Annotated in this window: 15 protein-coding genes; 3 read left to right on the forward strand and 12 right to left on the reverse strand. The window is 35.1% G+C overall.

The features are described from left to right. Positions 1–67: 67 nt before the first annotated feature. Genes ACLTBU_RS05190 through ACLTBU_RS05200 form a run of 3 tightly spaced genes read left to right on the forward strand, consistent with a single transcriptional unit; the run spans position 68 to position 2,287 of the window. A complete protein-coding gene (locus tag ACLTBU_RS05190; RefSeq protein ID WP_249331093.1) occupies positions 68–889 on the forward strand; it encodes an amino acid ABC transporter substrate-binding protein in 822 nt (273 codons plus the stop codon). 25 nt (positions 890–914) lie between these two features. Further along, positions 915–1,577, forward strand: a complete 663-nt coding sequence (locus tag ACLTBU_RS05195) for an amino acid ABC transporter permease (protein WP_249331092.1) — start codon at positions 915–917, stop codon at positions 1,575–1,577. Between the two features lie 11 nt (positions 1,578–1,588). Further along, the gene (locus ACLTBU_RS05200; protein WP_320649654.1) at positions 1,589–2,287 is read left to right on the forward strand and encodes an amino acid ABC transporter ATP-binding protein; all 699 of its coding nucleotides are present in this window, start codon (positions 1,589–1,591) and stop codon (positions 2,285–2,287) included. Between the two features lie 27 nt (positions 2,288–2,314). Here the strand turns inward: ACLTBU_RS05200 and ACLTBU_RS05205 are convergent, their stop codons facing one another. The 12 genes from ACLTBU_RS05205 to ACLTBU_RS05260 form a co-directional block, all read right to left on the reverse strand. Further along, positions 2,315–4,018, reverse strand: a complete 1,704-nt coding sequence (locus ACLTBU_RS05205; RefSeq protein WP_249331090.1) for a M23 family metallopeptidase — start codon at positions 4,016–4,018, stop codon at positions 2,315–2,317. A 161-nt stretch (positions 4,019–4,179) separates the two neighbouring features. Next, positions 4,180–5,109, reverse strand: coding sequence for a DnaJ domain-containing protein (locus ACLTBU_RS05210; RefSeq protein WP_249331089.1), 930 nt, complete (start codon positions 5,107–5,109; stop codon positions 4,180–4,182). Positions 5,110–5,252: 143 nt separating this feature from the next. Further along, a complete protein-coding gene (locus ACLTBU_RS05215; RefSeq protein ID WP_177671281.1) occupies positions 5,253–5,453 on the reverse strand; it encodes a cold-shock protein in 201 nt (66 codons plus the stop codon). A 184-nt stretch (positions 5,454–5,637) separates the two neighbouring features. After that, on the reverse strand, positions 5,638–5,838 hold the full coding sequence (locus tag ACLTBU_RS05220; protein ID WP_177671282.1) for a hypothetical protein: 201 nt from the start codon (positions 5,836–5,838) through the stop codon (positions 5,638–5,640). Between the two features lie 297 nt (positions 5,839–6,135). After that, a complete protein-coding gene (locus tag ACLTBU_RS05225; protein ID WP_320649704.1) occupies positions 6,136–7,566 on the reverse strand; it encodes an arylsulfatase in 1,431 nt (476 codons plus the stop codon). Between the two features lie 34 nt (positions 7,567–7,600). Further along, positions 7,601–9,778 carry an ABC transporter ATP-binding protein gene (locus ACLTBU_RS05230; RefSeq protein WP_177671284.1) on the reverse strand — a complete coding sequence of 726 codons (2,178 nt, stop codon included), beginning with the start codon at positions 9,776–9,778 and terminating at the stop codon, positions 7,601–7,603. Between the two features lie 28 nt (positions 9,779–9,806). Continuing rightward, the gene (locus ACLTBU_RS05235; protein ID WP_177671285.1) at positions 9,807–10,280 is read right to left on the reverse strand and encodes a DUF1854 domain-containing protein; all 474 of its coding nucleotides are present in this window, start codon (positions 10,278–10,280) and stop codon (positions 9,807–9,809) included. A 4-nt stretch (positions 10,281–10,284) separates the two neighbouring features. Beyond that, the gene (locus tag ACLTBU_RS05240) at positions 10,285–12,525 is read right to left on the reverse strand and encodes an ABC transporter ATP-binding protein (RefSeq protein ID WP_249331087.1); all 2,241 of its coding nucleotides are present in this window, start codon (positions 12,523–12,525) and stop codon (positions 10,285–10,287) included. A gap of 36 nt (positions 12,526–12,561) precedes the next feature. Further along, a complete protein-coding gene (locus ACLTBU_RS05245) occupies positions 12,562–13,983 on the reverse strand; it encodes an alpha-L-fucosidase (RefSeq protein WP_320649708.1) in 1,422 nt (473 codons plus the stop codon). Positions 13,984–14,009: 26 nt separating this feature from the next. Further along, complete coding sequence (locus ACLTBU_RS05250) at positions 14,010–16,331, reverse strand: glycosyl hydrolase family 95 catalytic domain-containing protein (RefSeq protein WP_412217975.1); 2,322 nt, start codon at positions 16,329–16,331, stop codon at positions 14,010–14,012. A gap of 134 nt (positions 16,332–16,465) precedes the next feature. Continuing rightward, entirely contained in the window at positions 16,466–17,512 is a 1,047-nt protein-coding gene (locus ACLTBU_RS05255) for a carbohydrate ABC transporter permease (protein ID WP_412217978.1), read from the reverse strand. After that, positions 17,502–18,404, reverse strand: a complete 903-nt coding sequence (locus ACLTBU_RS05260) for a sugar ABC transporter permease (protein ID WP_320649711.1) — start codon at positions 18,402–18,404, stop codon at positions 17,502–17,504. Before ACLTBU_RS05260 ends, ACLTBU_RS05255 begins: the two co-directional genes overlap by 11 nt. Between the last annotated feature and the right edge of the window lie 15 nt (positions 18,405–18,419).

Raw genomic sequence — 18,419 nt, forward strand, 5'->3', positions numbered from 1 at the left:
TAAAGTTTTGCTATACTAAATTGTTTAAATTAATTATTCTATATATTTATATTAAGGGGGATTTATAATGAAAAAATTAGTAAAGAAATTATTTACTATATCTTTTATAGGATTACTAAGTCTAGGTCTTGCAGCTTGCTCTAATACACCAGACAACACTACTTCTGACAAAGCCTCTTCCATAGTGGATAAAGATACTTGGGTTATCGGTCTTGACGATACGTTTGCACCACTCGGATTTAGAGATATAGATGGAAATCTAACTGGATATGACGTAGATTTAGCTACTGCTATGTGTAAAAAGTTAGGCAAAGAAGTTACCCTCCAACCTATTGACTGGTCTATGAAAGAAGCTGAACTTTCTGCTGGCAATATCGATTTAATTTGGAACGGCTATACGATTACACCAGAACGTAAAGAAAAAGTAGATTTTTCCTTGCCTTATCTAGATAATAAACAAATTGTAGTTGTACTGGCAGATTCATCTATACAGTCTAAAGCAGATCTTGCTGGTAAGAAAATAGGGGCTCAAAGTGAATCTAGTGCTGTTACAGCAATGGAAAAAGAAACTGAACTCTATAAGTCATTTGATGGTGGTAAAGCTACAACTTATGAAGATAACAATCAGGCCCTTATGGATCTTGATATTGGTCGTATTGATGCTGTTGTAGCTGATGAAGTTGTCATACGTTATTATATAAGCTTAAAAGGGTCTGACAAGTATCGTATTTTAGATGAAGACTTTGGTGCTGAAGAATATGGTGTTGGCTTCCGTAAAGGCGACACATCAGCTGTAGAGGCTTTTAACGAAGCTTATAACGATCTTAAGGAAGACGGTACACTTACTGCAATCTCTGAAAAATGGTTTGGCAGTGATGTGAGTAAATAAATTTAATTTTTAAGGGGGAACCTTTATGGACATGATTAACAACATTTTTGAATATACACTTTTACTTATGCCGCAAGTACTAGAAGGTTTAGAGATTACCCTAAAGCTTTTTGCACTTACCCTCATCTTTTCTATACCTTTAGGTATTCTACTTGCACTTGGGAGACTATCCCGTTTTAAACTAGTTAAGGCACTTACAAGTCTTTACATTGTAGTAATACGCGGAACTCCCCTTTTACTTCAAATTGTATTTGTATTCTTTGGCCTTCCTCTTATAGGAATTACTTTTGACCGTTTCCCAGCTGCCCTTTTTGCCTTTTCTCTTAATTATGGTGCTTACTTTGCAGAGATTTTTAGAGCTGGCATTACCTCTATTGACAAAGGACAGTATGAAGGCGCAGAAGTTCTTGGAATTTCTGGTAGAGAGACTTTCTTTCATATTATCTTTCCACAGGCATTAAAGCGTGTATTGCCCCCTGTAGGCAACGAAGTTGTCACACTTATTAAAGATACAGCTCTCGTTTACATTATTGGACTTGATGAGCTCTTAAAGGTTGGAAAAATTGCCTGCAATCGCGATTCTTCCTTAATACCACTTATTATCATTGCTATTGTTTATCTCATCCTTACAGCTATTTTATCTAAAATTATGACTGTTATAGAAAAAAAATATGATTACTACCAATAAGGAGGTCCTCTATGCTACATATTGAAAACTTATATAAAAGCTTTGGCTCTAATGCCGTTCTAAAAGGTGTAAACCTTCATATTTATCCTGGTGAAATCCTTGTTGTAGTGGGGCCTTCAGGGGGTGGAAAGACTACACTCTTACGTAGTATTAATTATCTTGAGAAATGTGAATCAGGCTCTATTTGCCTGGGAAATAATTATCTCTTAAAAGATGGGCGCTATGCCAGTAAACAAGATTTAAAAGCTATTCGCCGAAACATTGGCTTAGTCTTTCAAAACTTCAATCTTTTCCCACACCTTTCTGTAATAGAAAATATAACTGAAGCTCCTACCCGTGTATTAGGCATTGCAAAAGAAAAGGCTACTCAAGATGCTCTAAATATTTTAGGTTTTTTAGGTCTATCAGATAAAGCTAACAGTTATCCTTATGAACTTTCTGGTGGCCAGAAACAACGTGTTGCTATCGGGCGTGCTTTAGCACTTAATCCCAAACTCATGTGTTTTGATGAACCTACTTCTGCTCTTGATCCAGCACTGACAGATGATGTAGCCAATCTTATTAAAAGTTTAAAAGTCAAAGGTATGAGCATGTTGATTATTACACACGATATGGAGTTTGCTAAGAAAGTAGCTGACCGTATTGTCTCTATGGACCAAGGTCAAATTACAAATGAGCATATGTATGATAATGAAAAAACAGGCAGCTGATAATAAGCTGCCTGTTTTATTTATATATTAATATACATAGTTATATGGATTAATTGGTGTCCCATTACTTCTGATTTCAAAGTGAACATGATTACCTGTGGAATTACCTGTACTTCCTACTCCAGCAATATTTTGGCCTTTAGATACTTTTTGCCCTACTTGTACATATAAACTACTACAATGTGCATAGTAAGTTTGGTAACCATTATTATGGTCAATGATAATCAGTTTACCAAATCCACCATTATTATATCCTGAATAAGTAACTGTTCCTGATGCCGCCGCATAAATTGGTGTTCCTGCAGATGCTGCAATATCAAGTCCTCTATGGAATGATCCCCATCTGCTTCCATAATTTGAAGTTAGGGTACCCCCACCATTTAATGGATGCATGAACATACCTGAATTACTACTTGACGCAGATGAACTTGGTTTTTTATTGGTACTTGTACTTGTTGGTTTTGGCTTTTCTTTTGTACCAAAAGCAATAACTTTTGTTTTCGGCTCTTTAAGTACTTTTTCTGTAATTAAATCACGACTTACTTCCTTACCATTTACTTTATGTACATCTACTGTAATCTCTTTTACGCCATCATATCCTTCTTGATAAACTTTAGTCTCATCTTTATAAAGGTCTGAGAATTCTACATACTCTATCTCTGCTGGAATAAGTTCTTTAAAAGTAGCTTGCTCCGTTGTAGAAATAGATAAAATAGGATCTGGTACCTCTAACTTAATAACCTCTCCAATCTGCATACGTGTTTCATCTTCAATCTGCGGATTGATTTCTAAAATGTGGTCCATAGTTGTACCATGTTTAATGGCAATATCCCAAATATTATCGCCCTCTTTAAGTTCATATTCTACAATTTCTTCTGTATTACCTAAAAGAATATTTTTAGCTTCTTCTTCACTTAGAATTTGCTCTTCATCAATATATGTACTTCTTACAATAACTTCTTCATTAAAGTCAAACTCTGTAAGCTCACGTGCTATTTTCTGTCCTTCTGTAGGCTCTTCCTTCTCTTCTTCTTTTTTGTCTACAGTACCTACTTTTACCTCCGACTTAACCTCTGGTTCTTTAAGTGCATCTTTAACTTCTAAAACCTCAATAGGAGAAGTTTCATTTTCAGTCGCTAATGCATTTTCTCCTTTCCCATTGTCTTGTACTGTCTGTATAGTAGCTGGTTCTAACTTAGTTGCTTCTATAGATTCTGTCACCTCTACCTGCCCTGAACCAGATGTCTCATTAACTTCTTCTATTTTTTTTACATCTAGCTCTACTCCGGAGCCTTCTGGTAGATGCATTTTAGCAATATCAGACAAAATACGCTCTGCTATTTTCTGAGTCTCTACAACTGCTTTCACTTCACCATCTACCAGAATTTCATATGCCTCTATTTCATAGCTGATTGTATCCTTTAAAGTTGCTTCTAAAATATCTTGTGTCTCAATTTCTTTTACTTTACTATTAACATGCTCTACAGTTACTGTTTCTTTAATAGCAATATCTACGCCCTTTTGATCCTTAAGTTCCGTTACAATATTCTCGAAGGCTGCTTGTGCCTCTTCTTTTGTTTTTACAACACCCACAACTTCACCATCTACAGAAATGGCATAGGAATTATTTTGCATTCCTATTATCCCAAATGTTAAACCTACAACTGCAATGCCAGCTATAATCTTATATGTATGCTTACTTGATTTTATATTTATTAAAAAGTCCTTCATGTGCGTTCCTTCTCTAGTCCCTAAAATTATTTTGTTAATATTAAATTTATTACATACTTATTACAACGTATAAATTTTATCAAAGTTTTATCAAGCTGTAAAGTTTTCCTTAAATTTTAAAGAGGTGTACAGAATTTTTACTGCACACCTCTTTAAAATTTCTATCCATTTTCACGTAAATTTTTCAGGTACTCATAAGCTTCATTAATCTCAATAATCTTCTGATTAGCAAATTTAGCATAATCCTCTGGCATACTTTCTGCAGCCATCTTATCTGGATGATACTCTTTTACTAACTTTCTATAAGCTTTTTTAATCTCAGATAAACTAGCATTTTCATCCACACCAAGCACATCCGCATACTTCTTTGTAAGAGATTGCGTCCCCTGCGTATGGAAACCACTACTATTTGACTGATTATAACCATACTGACTATAGTTACTATAACCATAGCTATACTGCTCTTGTCTAAAGGAGGCTTTAATACTCTCATATTCATACCTACTAATACCTAGTTCAGCTAAAATACTACGTACTTGCTCATCTTCTGCTACTGAGATGCTTGTCCCATCCTGCATTGTAATTTTTACGAGTAAATAAGCTATAGCAACTAAAATATCTTTTCTGCTGTAATAGCTTGTAATCACATGCGTAAATTCCTTATATTGCTCAGGATGATCTTTACCATACTCAAATGCACCTGCATAGTCATTAAGTTCTTCATAAGATAAGCCAAAAGTTTTTACAACAAATTGTTTAACCACTTTAATTTCTTCTCGGCTAATACTACCATCTGATTTTGCGACAATAGCTGATAACGCCATAATAGATGCTACAACCGGATTTTTCCCTCTAAATGCTTCATGATACTTTAAATCTCCTACAAACTTAGGCATTTTTCTTGGTATAAAAGGCATAATAAAAACAATCCATGGGAAAAAGAATCCTAATATCCCCCAAAACAGAGGACTTCTTCCTTTAAAAGCAGCTATTCCTGCGATAACGAACGCAAGAATAATTGTAAAAATCATTGTTATTAAGGTAAATCCAATACTAAATATACTCTGAATAAGACCGAATAAATAACTCACTCTATTTCACCTCTTCTTCTGTAAGCCATCTCTAAATGTTCTCATTATTTGCCTATTTTATCACATTCATACCTATTCTACAATAAACATACTGTGAACACTAAAAAAAGGTAGAGCCTAAGCCCTACCTCTTATCATTATTATTATAATTTAACTACGTTTTCTGCTTGAGCGCCACGTGGTCCTTGAGTAATATCGAAGCTTACAGCTTGACCTTCTTCAAGAGTTTTGAAACCTTCACCTGTGATTGCTGAGAAATGTACGAATACATCGTCACCGTCTTCTCTAGCAATGAAACCAAAACCTTTTTCTGCGTTAAACCATTTAACTGTACCTTTGTTCATGATGGTACCTCCTAATAAAATTTCACAGTAAACTAAAAAATTCACATGTTATTACAGATTAGATAAGCACGAAATAAGCATTATATAATCTCTAACAACATGTGAAATTTATAAATACATATTAACTGCTTCTTTATTATATGATATTACATATATAAATGTCAAGCAGAACCTCTTTCTTATTTTAATCTTCTTTATATAAACCTTGTTCTAGAATTTTCTTAGCAATAATACCAATATTAACTTCCTTTGTATCCATATACACATCTATAACACGATCTGTAAGCGTTACTTCTACGCATTCAATATGCTTACCTTCTTCATCTATAAAATTAATAATATCATAAACAAGTATCTCATCTTTAAGCTGTTTTAATGTAATCATGTCAAATCTCCTTTATCTATGTTATACAATTTATTATATCAGATTTTTTTATTTCTTGTCAAAAAAACTATAGAACACTTGTTCGATTTATGCTATAATCTTTTTATAACATGAAATTTGAAGGAGAGTTTAGTCATGAGCGTATCGGGAAACATTCGTGAAGTATTACAACAAATAGAGTTATTAATTAAAATCTATGGAGATGCATCTTTAAGAGACATTGCCCAGTCTGTATCTCTTGTAAGAAATAAATAATATATTATAGAAGAAGCTACTATGAAAACATAGTAGCTTCTTCTATAATATAGTTCTTTCTTCACAACCTTTTTGAAGTTTACCTTCTTGCACATAACCTTCTGGTCTATCTTTTAAAGTTTTAATCATTTCTTCTCTAAATGCTGTAATATGTGTTTGATAATTTTCATCTACTATTAAGTTATGTAACTCATAGGGATCTTTTTCTAAATCAAAGAATTGTTCCTTGCCACTTTGTGTATACCAAATATATTTATACTGCTCACTTACAAGGTAATGATTCCCCATATGTCCACCAGAATGTTCTCCATGAAGCACTTTACGCCATTCTTTTTCTTTACAATTACGCACACTTTCTCCATCTACACTATCTGGAATAGGCGCATCTGCAAAGTCTAATAAAGTTGGCATAATATCACGAAGTTCTACCAACTTTTGTTCACGTCTGCCACCTGGTCCTACTAGGTGTTCTGGACCTGATAAGATAAACGGTACTTTAATACTACCTTGGTACGGTCTTGTTTTTCTGCACATATGATGATCACCCAAAAGCTCACCATGATCTGAAACGAATAAAATAACTGTATTATAGTAAACACCTTCTTCAATTAAGGCTTGAATAAGTCTACCAATTTGATGATCCATATGTGTAATACATGCATAGTAACCAATTTGTGCTTCCCTTACAAGTTCTGGATCTGCAATACCTTCTGAAGAATCAAATACTCTCCCCCATCTCTTATATGTTTCAGTATCAGCCCAGTCTCCAATATGAGGTGGCTGAAGCTCTTTATGTCTGTAAAGGTCAAAGTAATAATTTGGTGCATCAAATGGCGGATGAGGTCTTACAAAAGACGTCATAAGAAAGAATGGTTTACTTCTATCTCTCCTTCTTAAGAAATCTAATGAACGGTTAACAACCCAGTTCGTTGGATGAGTTTGTTCCTCATACATCCATGGTCTTGCTACCCATGAATTGCATTCAAGTCCTGTATCTGTCACATCACAGCTAATGCCTTTTTCTTCTTTCAGCCAATAAAGATAATCATCTGCCACCTTTTGACTTTCATAGTAAGGTACATTAGCATAGCGATTATGATGTAAGTAACCATCATGAAGCTCAATATGATGAAAGCCTAGCAAATTACGAAGTGGGCTTACATGCATTTTCCCTACACATTGTGTATAGTAGCCAGCTTTACTAAGCTCGCCTGCTAATGTATGTTCATAATCCCATGCCACACCATCTCTATAGCCTACACGTTTATGATTTTCCTGTGCCATCCCCGTCATAAGTGCAGCTCTTGCCGGAATACATGTCGGACATGCTGAATAAGCATTTTCAAATAAGGTACCACGCATAGCTAAACTATCTAAATAGGGTGTTTTAACATCAGGATGTCCTGCTATTCCTAGACAGTCTCCCCTATGTTGGTCGTCTACAATGAGAACGATATTAGGTCTATTACTCATTTTATTTTCCCCTCTTTGTGTTTATTTGATTTCATTACTGTTTAATATGTGCAGTCTGTCTTTGTGCCATAACAAGGTTATAATATACAGACTCATTTTTCATAAGCTCTTCATGAGTACCTATTTCTTCAATAGTTCCTTTATTAAGTACAATTAAGCGATCTGCCTTCTTAAGTGTTGAAAGTCTATGGGCAATGGCAAAGGTTGTCTTACCTTCAATGACTCTATCTAATGCTTCTTGTATTTTCTTTTCAGTCTGTGTATCCAGTGCTGATGTCGCTTCATCCAGTATAAGAATTTTAGGGTGATGGAGCACAGCTCTTGCAATCGCCACTCTCTGCCTTTCACCTCCCGACAAAGTATAACCTCTCTCACCGATTACCGTATGATAAGCATCTGGTAATTTTACAATAAACTCATGGGCATTAGCAATTTTAGCAGCTTCTATAATTTCTTCAAAAGTTGCATTAGGCTTAGAATAAGCAATGTTATCTAAAATAGTACCTTCAAATAGGAACGTCTCCTGGAGCACAACCCCTATTTGACTTCTTAGAGATTTTTGAGAAAACTTTCTAATGTCAATGCCATCTATTTCAATACTTCCCTCTGTTACATCATAGAGTCTCATAAGTAAGTTGATAAGCGTAGACTTACCTTCTCCCGAAGCGCCTACAATTCCTATCATCTCCCCTGCCTTAATCTGACAACTCACATTCTTTAAAACAGGCTCATATACAGTGTAGCCAAAACCTACTTGATTAAAAGTTACATCCCCATGAATAGTATGCTCAACAGCTTGCTTATCTTCTACAAGCTCACTTTCCTGTTCAAGTAATTCAAAAACTTTCCCTCCACTAACCATAGTATCAGCTAGTACACGAGGCAATTGAATAGACCATCTAAGCGGTACATAAATCATAGATACATAAGTGGTGTACTGAATAAGTTCACCAATTTGCATCTGATTCTTCAAAATTAAATTTCCTGCAAACCAAAGAACTAGAAACTCACCAAGTGTAATAAGATAACCTAGGAATGGAAATGTCTTAGACCAAAAAGTTTCTGCACTAATCATAGCTTCGCTTACTTTATCTGCAGCTTTTGTATAACGTTCAACTTCTATCTCTTCGTTTCCATAAGCTTTAACAACACGAATACCACTTAAAATATCATGTAGCAAACTACTAGATTGCCCATGTTTACGCCACTGTTTCCAGTATTTAAGTTCAATGGTATTCTGAAGTTTAGAAACCATCCATAACACAGGTGGAAGTGGTAAAAGCACTAAAATAGCTAGACGATAATCTGTTACAAACAGAATAATACTTAATACAATTAAAGAAAATCCCCTAATAATAACGTCTCTTCCATACTCTGCAATAAAGTTTTGGATTTTCTCTGTATCTTGCCCCATTCTGTTCATCAGTTCACCTACTGTACGGTTAGATACATCTTTAAGCGATAAGGCTTGTATTTTTTCAAATACCATACCTCTTAGCTCTTTTGCTACTTTATTCGAAAGTTCATTGGTTAACCTCATAGTACATCTTTCTAAAATGGAAATCGTCATAAAGATACCAAGGTAAACGAATATAAGTTGCATAAGCCCTATAGGATCCTGGTTACGTGGTACAATATAACCATCAATAACAAGTCTTAATATATAAGGATTGATAATCCATAACAGTTCCACACATAGTGTGACTACAATAGAACCAACGAGTAACTTTTTATAAGGCTTACAAAGCTCCATCATCTTAATCAGTACTGTACTCTTTTTCTGACACCTGAAACAATGTGTACTTCCATTTAAAAGTGGATAACCACATTTTTCGCAAATGTACTCATCCTTTTTTTCATCATAGTCACTATGTACTTTATTTTGTGCATAGTAGTTAAGCATCTTAGCAAGTTCTGCATAACGTCTAAACCATTTAGGGGTAAAGGCACAAATCCTCGCGCCTTCCCCTTCATAAGTTACTTTAAGCGCACCACTTCCAATAAACTGCTCTACCTCATAGTCCTTTAATGCTTCTAAACTATATGTTTTATCTAACATATGCGCTTTAAAAAGGTGCAATTTAGTTTGGGTTACAACTAAGAACCCGTCTACTTGTTCCCCTTCAAAATCCAAATCGTAAGGAAGTGCATAAATGATGTCTTCCTCTAAAGACTTTTCAATTTCAGGGCTTAGATTAAACTTTAATTTCATTTTTATTTACCCTCCCCAAGCACTTCATCTATAAGAAAACATCTATTTTTTGTCTACTGTCCTTATCTAACTTTTGGATATTGCTCATACGGTACTTATTACCTTCTACATCTGTAATACTGAGAAGATTTTCCTTAATCAGCCTAATATTACTTACAAAGTCTGCAATACAGATTTCTTTCTCCCCACCTTTTGTGTCAAGGTTAATGTAAAGAAATCCCATTTTCTCTTTTACACTATTGATTTTTGTGATCTCTGGTATGTAGTATTTATAATTAAGATGTTTAATAACTTGATCATATTCTTTAGATTCAAGTTCACTTAAATCTTTAATAATACCAATTTCTTCTTGATTTTGTATCACTGCAATATAAGCCTCTTCCTGACTGTAGGGTAAAAGTCTCGTTAGTGTTACTTTATCATAAACTTTATCTTCTAAAGTTAATTTTAAAAAACCATTTTCTAGCGTTTCAAATTTGACTTTTGTGGCATCTATAAACATATTATCACCCTTCTTCTATAAACTTGATCGCTTCAGTCTGCAACTTATGCAGCTCGTAATACTTGCCTTGCTTTTCTATAAGCTCTTCATGAGTACCCATTTCAAAGAGTTCACCGTTTTCAATAACAGCTAGTTTATCTGCATCCCTTAAAGTAGATAAACGGTGGGCAATGGCAATAATTGTACGGCCTTCTTTTAAGTTCTCGATAGCTTCCTGAATTTTTCTTTCAGTCTGTGTATCCATAGCAGCCGTTGCTTCATCTAGAATAAGAATAGAAGGCTTCTGTAAAATCGCTCTTGCAATAGAAAGTCTCTGTTTCTCTCCACCAGATAAATTCACGCCACCAGAACCAATAATCGTATCATACCCTTCTGCATGCTTCATAATAAAGTCATGCGCATATGCTGCTTTAGCTGCAAAAATAACTTCCTCCATTGTTGCATCTGGTTTAGCATATTTAATGTTCTCTGCTATACTTCCTATAAATAAATAAGTTTCTTGAGACACAATACCTATATTTTTACGTAAACTTTCAAAAGAAAGTTGCTTAATCGGTACGCCATCTATTGTAATGGTACCTTCTGTTGTATCGTACAGTCTGGACATCAGGTGAATAAGTGTGGATTTCCCTGCTCCAGTCTTACCTACGATCCCAAACATCTGACCTTTTTCAATATTAAAAGAGATATGTTTTAATATTGGTCTACCCACTTCATATTCAAAGCTTACATTATCTAGTACAATATCCCCTTCTAGTACATCTCTTTGAATCGGCTCAGCTGCTTCCCTTAAAGAAGGAAAAGTGTCAAGTATTTCAAACATTCTAGAGGCAGCATCAATACATCTTGCCCATCTATCCCCCATATTAGCAAGGAAAGTAATAGAATTCTGAATCATACTTGTATAGGAAAAGAGTGCATATAGGCTTCCTAAAGTCAAATTGCCATAAAGAATAGAGAAGGCACCAATAGCTAGAACAGCTGTGTCAGAAGCTCTTGAAATCATACGTACATATGGAAACATATTAGCGGATCTTTCACCTAAATGAAGGCTCACGTCATAAAACTCTTGATTCTTAATAGTATATCTACCTATTTCCTGATCTTCTTTTGCAAAAGCTTTAACAACACGCTGCCCATTTAAAGAGTCACTAATCAGTGCATTCGTTGCCCTTACAGCATGATGCTTCCTTCTATGGAGCTTACGCTGTTTCTTTCTAAAACGTTTTAAGATGACTACTGTAATCATAACTCCTGTAAACATCACAATCGTAATCCATACATTAATAAAGAGCATAAGCCCAAGTAATCCAATGATGGTTACAATACTTACGATAGCATAAGGTACTACATCTACAAAGAACCAATAAATATTAGTAGCATCTTGATCTACACGTGCCATAAGGGATCCTGTCTGTTTACTTGAAAAGAATCCTACTGGTAAAGTCTGTAGCTTTGAGAAAATCTCTACCTTAATATCTCTTGTAATCTTTGGTGTCATACGTGCAAGTACAATACCATAAATGGCTGACAGCACAATACCTATAAAACGTATCCCTGCAATTAATAATACAATAGCTGTTACTTTTCCATACCAACTACCACCCTTAGTAAGTACCTCATCATAAAGCAGCTGCGCACTAAAGTATGGTGTGATTAAATTAAAAAGGGTACTAGCTGTAATCATAGCCATAACAAAGATAAACTCTTTCTTATAGCGCATATACATACCTAAGAGGCGTTTAAATGTACTTCCTTTATCTAAACAGTTAGGGCATACCTTCCTTTCCCTATTTGGATATCTATTATGACACTTAGGACAAAATTCCTCTCTATTTTTAAGGTCTGTATCATCAATCGGCTCATTATTTTTGGTTTTTAGAAGACGGTCTTTAAACTGTTCAAATTGCTCACTTTTACCTAATGAGAAACGTGCAATCTCATATTCCCTATTCTCTTCCCTAACAATCAACCTTGCAGTATGAATTTGTCTATCTATATAGAGATCCTCTATATTCTTTATATCGATTTCTTCATAATCTACAACCTGAAAATAATCTTGTGCTACAGCATCGTAGCCCTGTAATATATACAGGGCTCCTTGATCAAATGTCATATGTACATCCACATAATGACCTTCCTTATTTAGATCTGCCTTCACACAATATAATAAATGTTCTACATCCACACCTCTTTCATGAAGTGCGTCACTTACACTGCTTGGCATACTATAAAAATAGTTCAAGTTCTGTTCCTCTTTTCTTACTCCCCAAAGCTCCCTCTATTGCACTGTATAAATACCAACAAATCTAAGCGTCGGAGAAACTCTAGATTCTAAAACTCTAATACAAATTTTTGAAGTTTTAACAGCTTCAAATTTACAAATCTTAGCACTACCTACAACTGTTCCTTCATAGATTACTTTTTCACCTTCTTCAGTCTCCGCTAAAATTTCAAACTTTTCAATTCTTTGACTAAGTGCTAAAGCTTCTTCTAAAACAATATGATTAATTTCATATACGTCGTCAAATGCAAAGCAGATTGTATCTGCTTCTGTACCATCTGGTGCTTTATAGTAATCTTCATTACGAGTTGTTACATGCTGTACCGGATACTCAGCCTGTGCATGTAGAGATGTAATATGTGCTTTTTCAGTAATACATTCTTTAAAAGTCTTTTTAAGATAACTTGAAAGTTCTTTAAGTCTTTGTACATCTGCTTCATGAATAAGCCCTCTTGTATCAACAGGTATATTTAAAAGTAGAGAGGCATTGCCACCTACAGAATTATAAAAAATTTCAATTAATTTTTCTAAAGGTTTGACATGATCATTTTCACTTTCATGATAAAACCAACCTGGTCTAATAGAAGTATCTACCTCTGCTGGATACCAGATTAAATCTTTTTCATCTTTTAAGACTTCACGGCTTCCAAGATCTTGATCCATTGGAGTAATTGGACGTTCTCTAAATTCTGTATTATCTTCTTGCTGACTATTTTCTGCTATAGTCTCCTGTTTACTTAAACGTCTAGGTACAACATTCCATTCTGCTTTACGGCAATGACCAGCTTCATTCCCACACCATCTTACATCTTCCCCACAGATTGCTGCAACAGCATCTGGTTGATGCTCTCGGATGACTTGATGATAAAGCTCCCAATCATACTCTTGTTTTTTACCATTTGGTCCTTCTCCACATGCACCATCAAACCATACACTAAAGATTTCTCCATATTGTGTAAGAAGCTCCGTTAATTGTTTTACAAAATACTCATTGTATTTTGGAGAATCACCATAGCAAGGTTCATGCATATCCCAAGGTGAAAGGTATACACCAAATTTAAGACCATATTTTTTACAAGATGCTGCCATTTCACCTACAATATCACCATTTCCATCTTTGTATGGACTATTCTTTACACTATGTTCTGTATATTTACTTGGCCATAAGCAAAAACCATCATGGTGCTTACAAGTTAAAATAACAGCTTTCATCCCTGCTTCTTTTAATGTATGACACCATTGATCTGTATCTAATTCTGTAGGATTAAATCTTTGTGGATCTTCTTTACCTGTTCCCCATTCTGAATTGTAGAAAGTATTCATCCCAAAATGGATAAAGGCATAAAACTTTAATTCATGCCATTTAAGCTGTCTTGAAGATGGCACTACTGATACTAATCTTTCTGATAAATTGTTCATCTTTCATATCCTCTTTTCTTTCAAATCTAAAGGTTAATAATAGTTGTTGTTCCTGCTTGACACTGTAATGTATGAAGTTCACCATTTATCCTAAGTGTACAGCTTCCCTCTTTTAAACTACGTACAGTCACCTGCACTACTTTATGATTTTGCCATTTAAAATCTAATGTATAACCACCTCTGGCTTTTAATCCTTTCACCCTACCATGCGACCAATCTTTAGGTAATGCTGGTAATAGTTCAATCACATCTGTATGACTCTGCATTAAAAGCTCACAAACACCCGATGTAAATCCAAAGTTTCCATCAATTTGGAATGGTGGATGTGCACATAATAGGTTTGCATAGGTTCCACCCCCCCCCATATTAATACCGTCCATACCAATATAAGTAAGCTGTTTCTTAATACAATCTAGTGCTCTTTCACCTTTTTTTAGTCTAGCCCACAGATTAATCTTCCAAGCTAGGCTCCAACCTGTACCTGCATCGCCTCTTCTTTCTAATGTCACTTCACAGGCTTTTGCTAACTCTGGTGTATGATCTGGTGTAATTTGATCTCCCGGATACAGACCATATAGATGTGAAACATGTCTATGATGCTGATCAGACTCTTCAAAATCCATAAGCCACTCTTGAAGCTGACCATGTTTGCCAATTAGATAAGGTGGCAGTTTTTCTTTTGCAACCTTTACCTCTTCTAAAAGCTCATCTCGTTCATTTAAAAGGGTACAGATTTTTTCATAAGTCTCAAATAACTCTTTTAAAATAGCTATATCCATTGTGGAAGCTATCGTGGCTGCATAAGTATGACCTTTAGCATCTTTAAAAGTATTTTCTGGTGAGGTAGACGGTATAGTCACATAATAGTCTTGGTAAGGTACTAAATAGCCTAGATAAAAACGAACTGCTTCTTTAATAATAGGAAAGGCTTCTTCTTTTAAGAAAGTCTCATCTTGATTAAAAACATAATGCTCCCATAAGTGTCTACATAACCATCCCGAACTCATTGGCCAGAAAGCATAACATACGGGTGGGCAGTTTTGCTCATAATGTCCTACAGGTGTAGCCATTCCCCAAGGATCTGTATTGTGATGGCTTACCCATCCATCAAGCCCATAAAGTTCTTTAGCAGCCTTTTGCCCCATCTTACTCAGCTTTTTAATGAGTTCAATAAGGGGAATATGGCACTCAGAAAGGTTAGTCGTTTCCGCCGGCCAGTAATTCATCTGTGTATTAATATTAAGCGTATAGTTACTGCTCCAAGGTGGTCTTACTTCACTATTCCAAATACCTTGCAGATTGGCAGCGAGCGTACCTGGCATAGATGAACTAATCATCAGATAACGTCCGTAATTAAAGAGTAATGTAATAAGTGCTGTATCTTTACATCCTTCTTCTTCAAATAAACGTAGTCTTTCATCTGTTGTCCTATCTGTTTTTGCTTCTCCAAGTTCAAGCTGCATGGCATTAAAATAATGCTGATAAGCTTCTATATGTCTTTCTCTAAGTGTTTCATAAGGCATATGAGAAATATTTTCTAACTGCTCTGCTACTACACTTGCAGGGTTATACCCTATTTCCTGCTCAAAATCACTTGTTGCAGTACTTATTAATACTATTTCATCTGCGTCTACAATATGTATTGTATCTTCTTCTATATGTACTAATCCTGTTGTCTGTACCCTAAGTCCCATAGCATAAGCTATTCCTTTTCCTTCCTTATATACCACTGGATCTTCGCATTGATAATAGTTAGGTGCCACATAAGTAGGCGCATGACCTGTTAGCATTAAAGTATGTTGTTTCTCACCTTCTACTATACCCTTTAATGGAGACTTAAGCTTTAACTTTAAGTTAAGTACCGTCTTAGATGCTTTAAGCTTTAAGACAAAGACTTTGTCTTCTATTGAGCAAAATGCCTCCTGCTCATAACTTATACCTTCCTCTATATAAGTTTCTTTATACAGCGATTGAGTTAAATCGAGTCCTCTACTGTATCCTTCTAGATCTTCCCTAAATCTTTCTTCTCTTCTTTCTAAAGTTAATGTTGCTAGTGGCAAGTAAGCCTCTGACCAGTCTCCTAGTATATTTTCTTGAAGACTTTTCTCAGCTGCTTTATAATCTTCCTCTAAAATAGCAGTTCTTATAGCGTTCCAATCTTTCTTATCTGAAGGGTTGCTTTTATTTCTGCCTTCTCCGGACCATAAAGTATCTAAATTAAAATCTATACGTGCTACATCTATTCCCCCGAATAACATGGCCCCTAGTCTGCCATTGCCTAAAGGCAATGCTTCATTCCATTTTGTAGCTGGTCTGTTGTAATATAAGTATTTACTCGCATGATTCATAAAATATCTTCCCTCTTATTTTTTATATAATATTAAAGACGAGGCACTCTAAAGCATCCATTCGAGGGGAATTAATAATCACGAACTGAATACAAAAGAATGACTCGCCTCCAACTTATTCATTCAATATGTTTTTAACCTACGATACCTGAACGCTCTAAGTTTTCTACTAACTTACGTTGAGCTAGGAAGTAAATAATTAAAAGCGGAATTAAGAAAATAAAGAGTGCCGCTTGTTTTGTTGCATCAAAAGTCATTTGGTTAGTGAGGAAAATGTCAAAGTGCTTGAAGAGTGCATCATTGATTGCCTCACGTCTTGTTGGGTCAAACATACGTTGTAATATAACGCTTAAGTATGGCCCATCTGGATGGAAGTAGTTTGTATAGTATACATCTCCATAGTTCCATACAAATGAAAGAACTCCTACTGTCATAACTGGTGGCATAGCATTTGGTAACATAATTTTGAAATATGTACGGTAGAAACCACAACCATCAATTACAGCTGCTTCTTCAAATTCATTTGGCATTGTAATGAAGAACTGTCTGAAGATGAAAATGAAAAGTCCTTGTTTAAGACCAAATCCAAGGAATGCCATTAAGTAAAGTACATAAGGTTTATTAATAAGGTCTATTGTCCCACCTGTAAACATTGTGATAAGACCTAAAACATCAAACTGTTTAAAGTGAAGGTATTGAGAAATAAGTAGTGCTTGTGGTGGTACAAGAATTGTTAATACAACTAATGCAAAGATAATATTACGTCCTCTAAAGTTAATACGTGCAATAGAGTAACCCGCCATGGCGCTCATAAAAATCTGAATAGCTGTAATACTTAAAGCATAAAGTACCGAAATCACTAAACTGCCAATACTTCCACCCATCGCAATCTTAAAGGCTGCCTTAAAACTTACTGTTGAGAATTCTTTAGGAATCCAAACAACGTCTGGATTTCCTAAATCACTCATTTCCCCAAACACTGTTGGGAAAAGTTTTAAAAGTGGATATAAAATAATGAAGCAAAGTCCTACTACTAATGAGATGAAGAAGACTTTTTGAACAAGGCCCATCGCTTCTTTTTTGATACGATAACCTTCCCATGGTATTTTAGCCTTTTTAAATTTTTCAGGAATATATACATTATTGACTTGCATTTTATCTAGCTCTCTATTATTTGCCATAGTCTAACTTCACCACCTTTTTAAGGAACCAACTAATAAGCCCTAATAATACAACTGCATTTAAAATAAAGATTACAGAAAGGGCAGATCCTACCCCAATTTTACTCTTAAGGAACGCAAATTGATGGATTTCTTTTGTAATTGGTGACCTTAAGAATACATCGATTAAAGTGTAGATAGATGCAAAGAAGATAATATTTGCAATAGCTGGAATTGTTACTTTCCAGAATGTCTCATAACTTGTTGCCCCTTCAATCTTTGCTACCTCATACATAGATGGTGTAATAGATTGAAGACCTGCTAAAAGAATTAAAGTTTGTACACCAGACTGTGTAATTAATGTAAAGATATTATTGATGATATCTTTAATAAATATAATTGCTTCTGCTGGTAGGCCTGTGAATTTTAAAATCGATTCTGCAATAGATGCATCTGCAAAGGCTGAAGTTGTTGCTGCAGCTTGTCCCATCATACCTGTATCAAGCTGCATCATACTCATAACGATATCCAACCCCAGGATAATCGGTAGGAAGAAGATTACCCTTACCACGCCACGCCCTGGGAATTTTGCATTAATAATAAGTGCTAAGAATAAACTGAAGATAACAATAAGTGGTACGTTAATAATCATTTGTTGATTTTCTTCAACCAAAAGTCTAAGTACCTGCTCATTAGCTGTTGTAACCTCTTTCTGGAATAAGTCTATATAGTTTTGAATACCTGAATATTCCAGGTTCATTCCTCCTTGTTCCCTAACACTTACTTCATTGAAAGAGTATACTACTGTATTCACTAAAGGAACTGCAAAGAACATAATAAAACCAATTAGCCAAGGCAAGATAAAAACAAACCCATGGAACTTTCTTTTTGTCTCGTATTTTAACTGTTTCATTTTATCCCTCCCTCA

Origin of the sequence: Zhenhengia sp., assembly GCF_046966505.1 — a bacterium.
Taxonomy (GTDB): Bacteria; Bacillota; Clostridia; order Lachnospirales; family Cellulosilyticaceae; genus Zhenhengia; species Zhenhengia yiwuensis.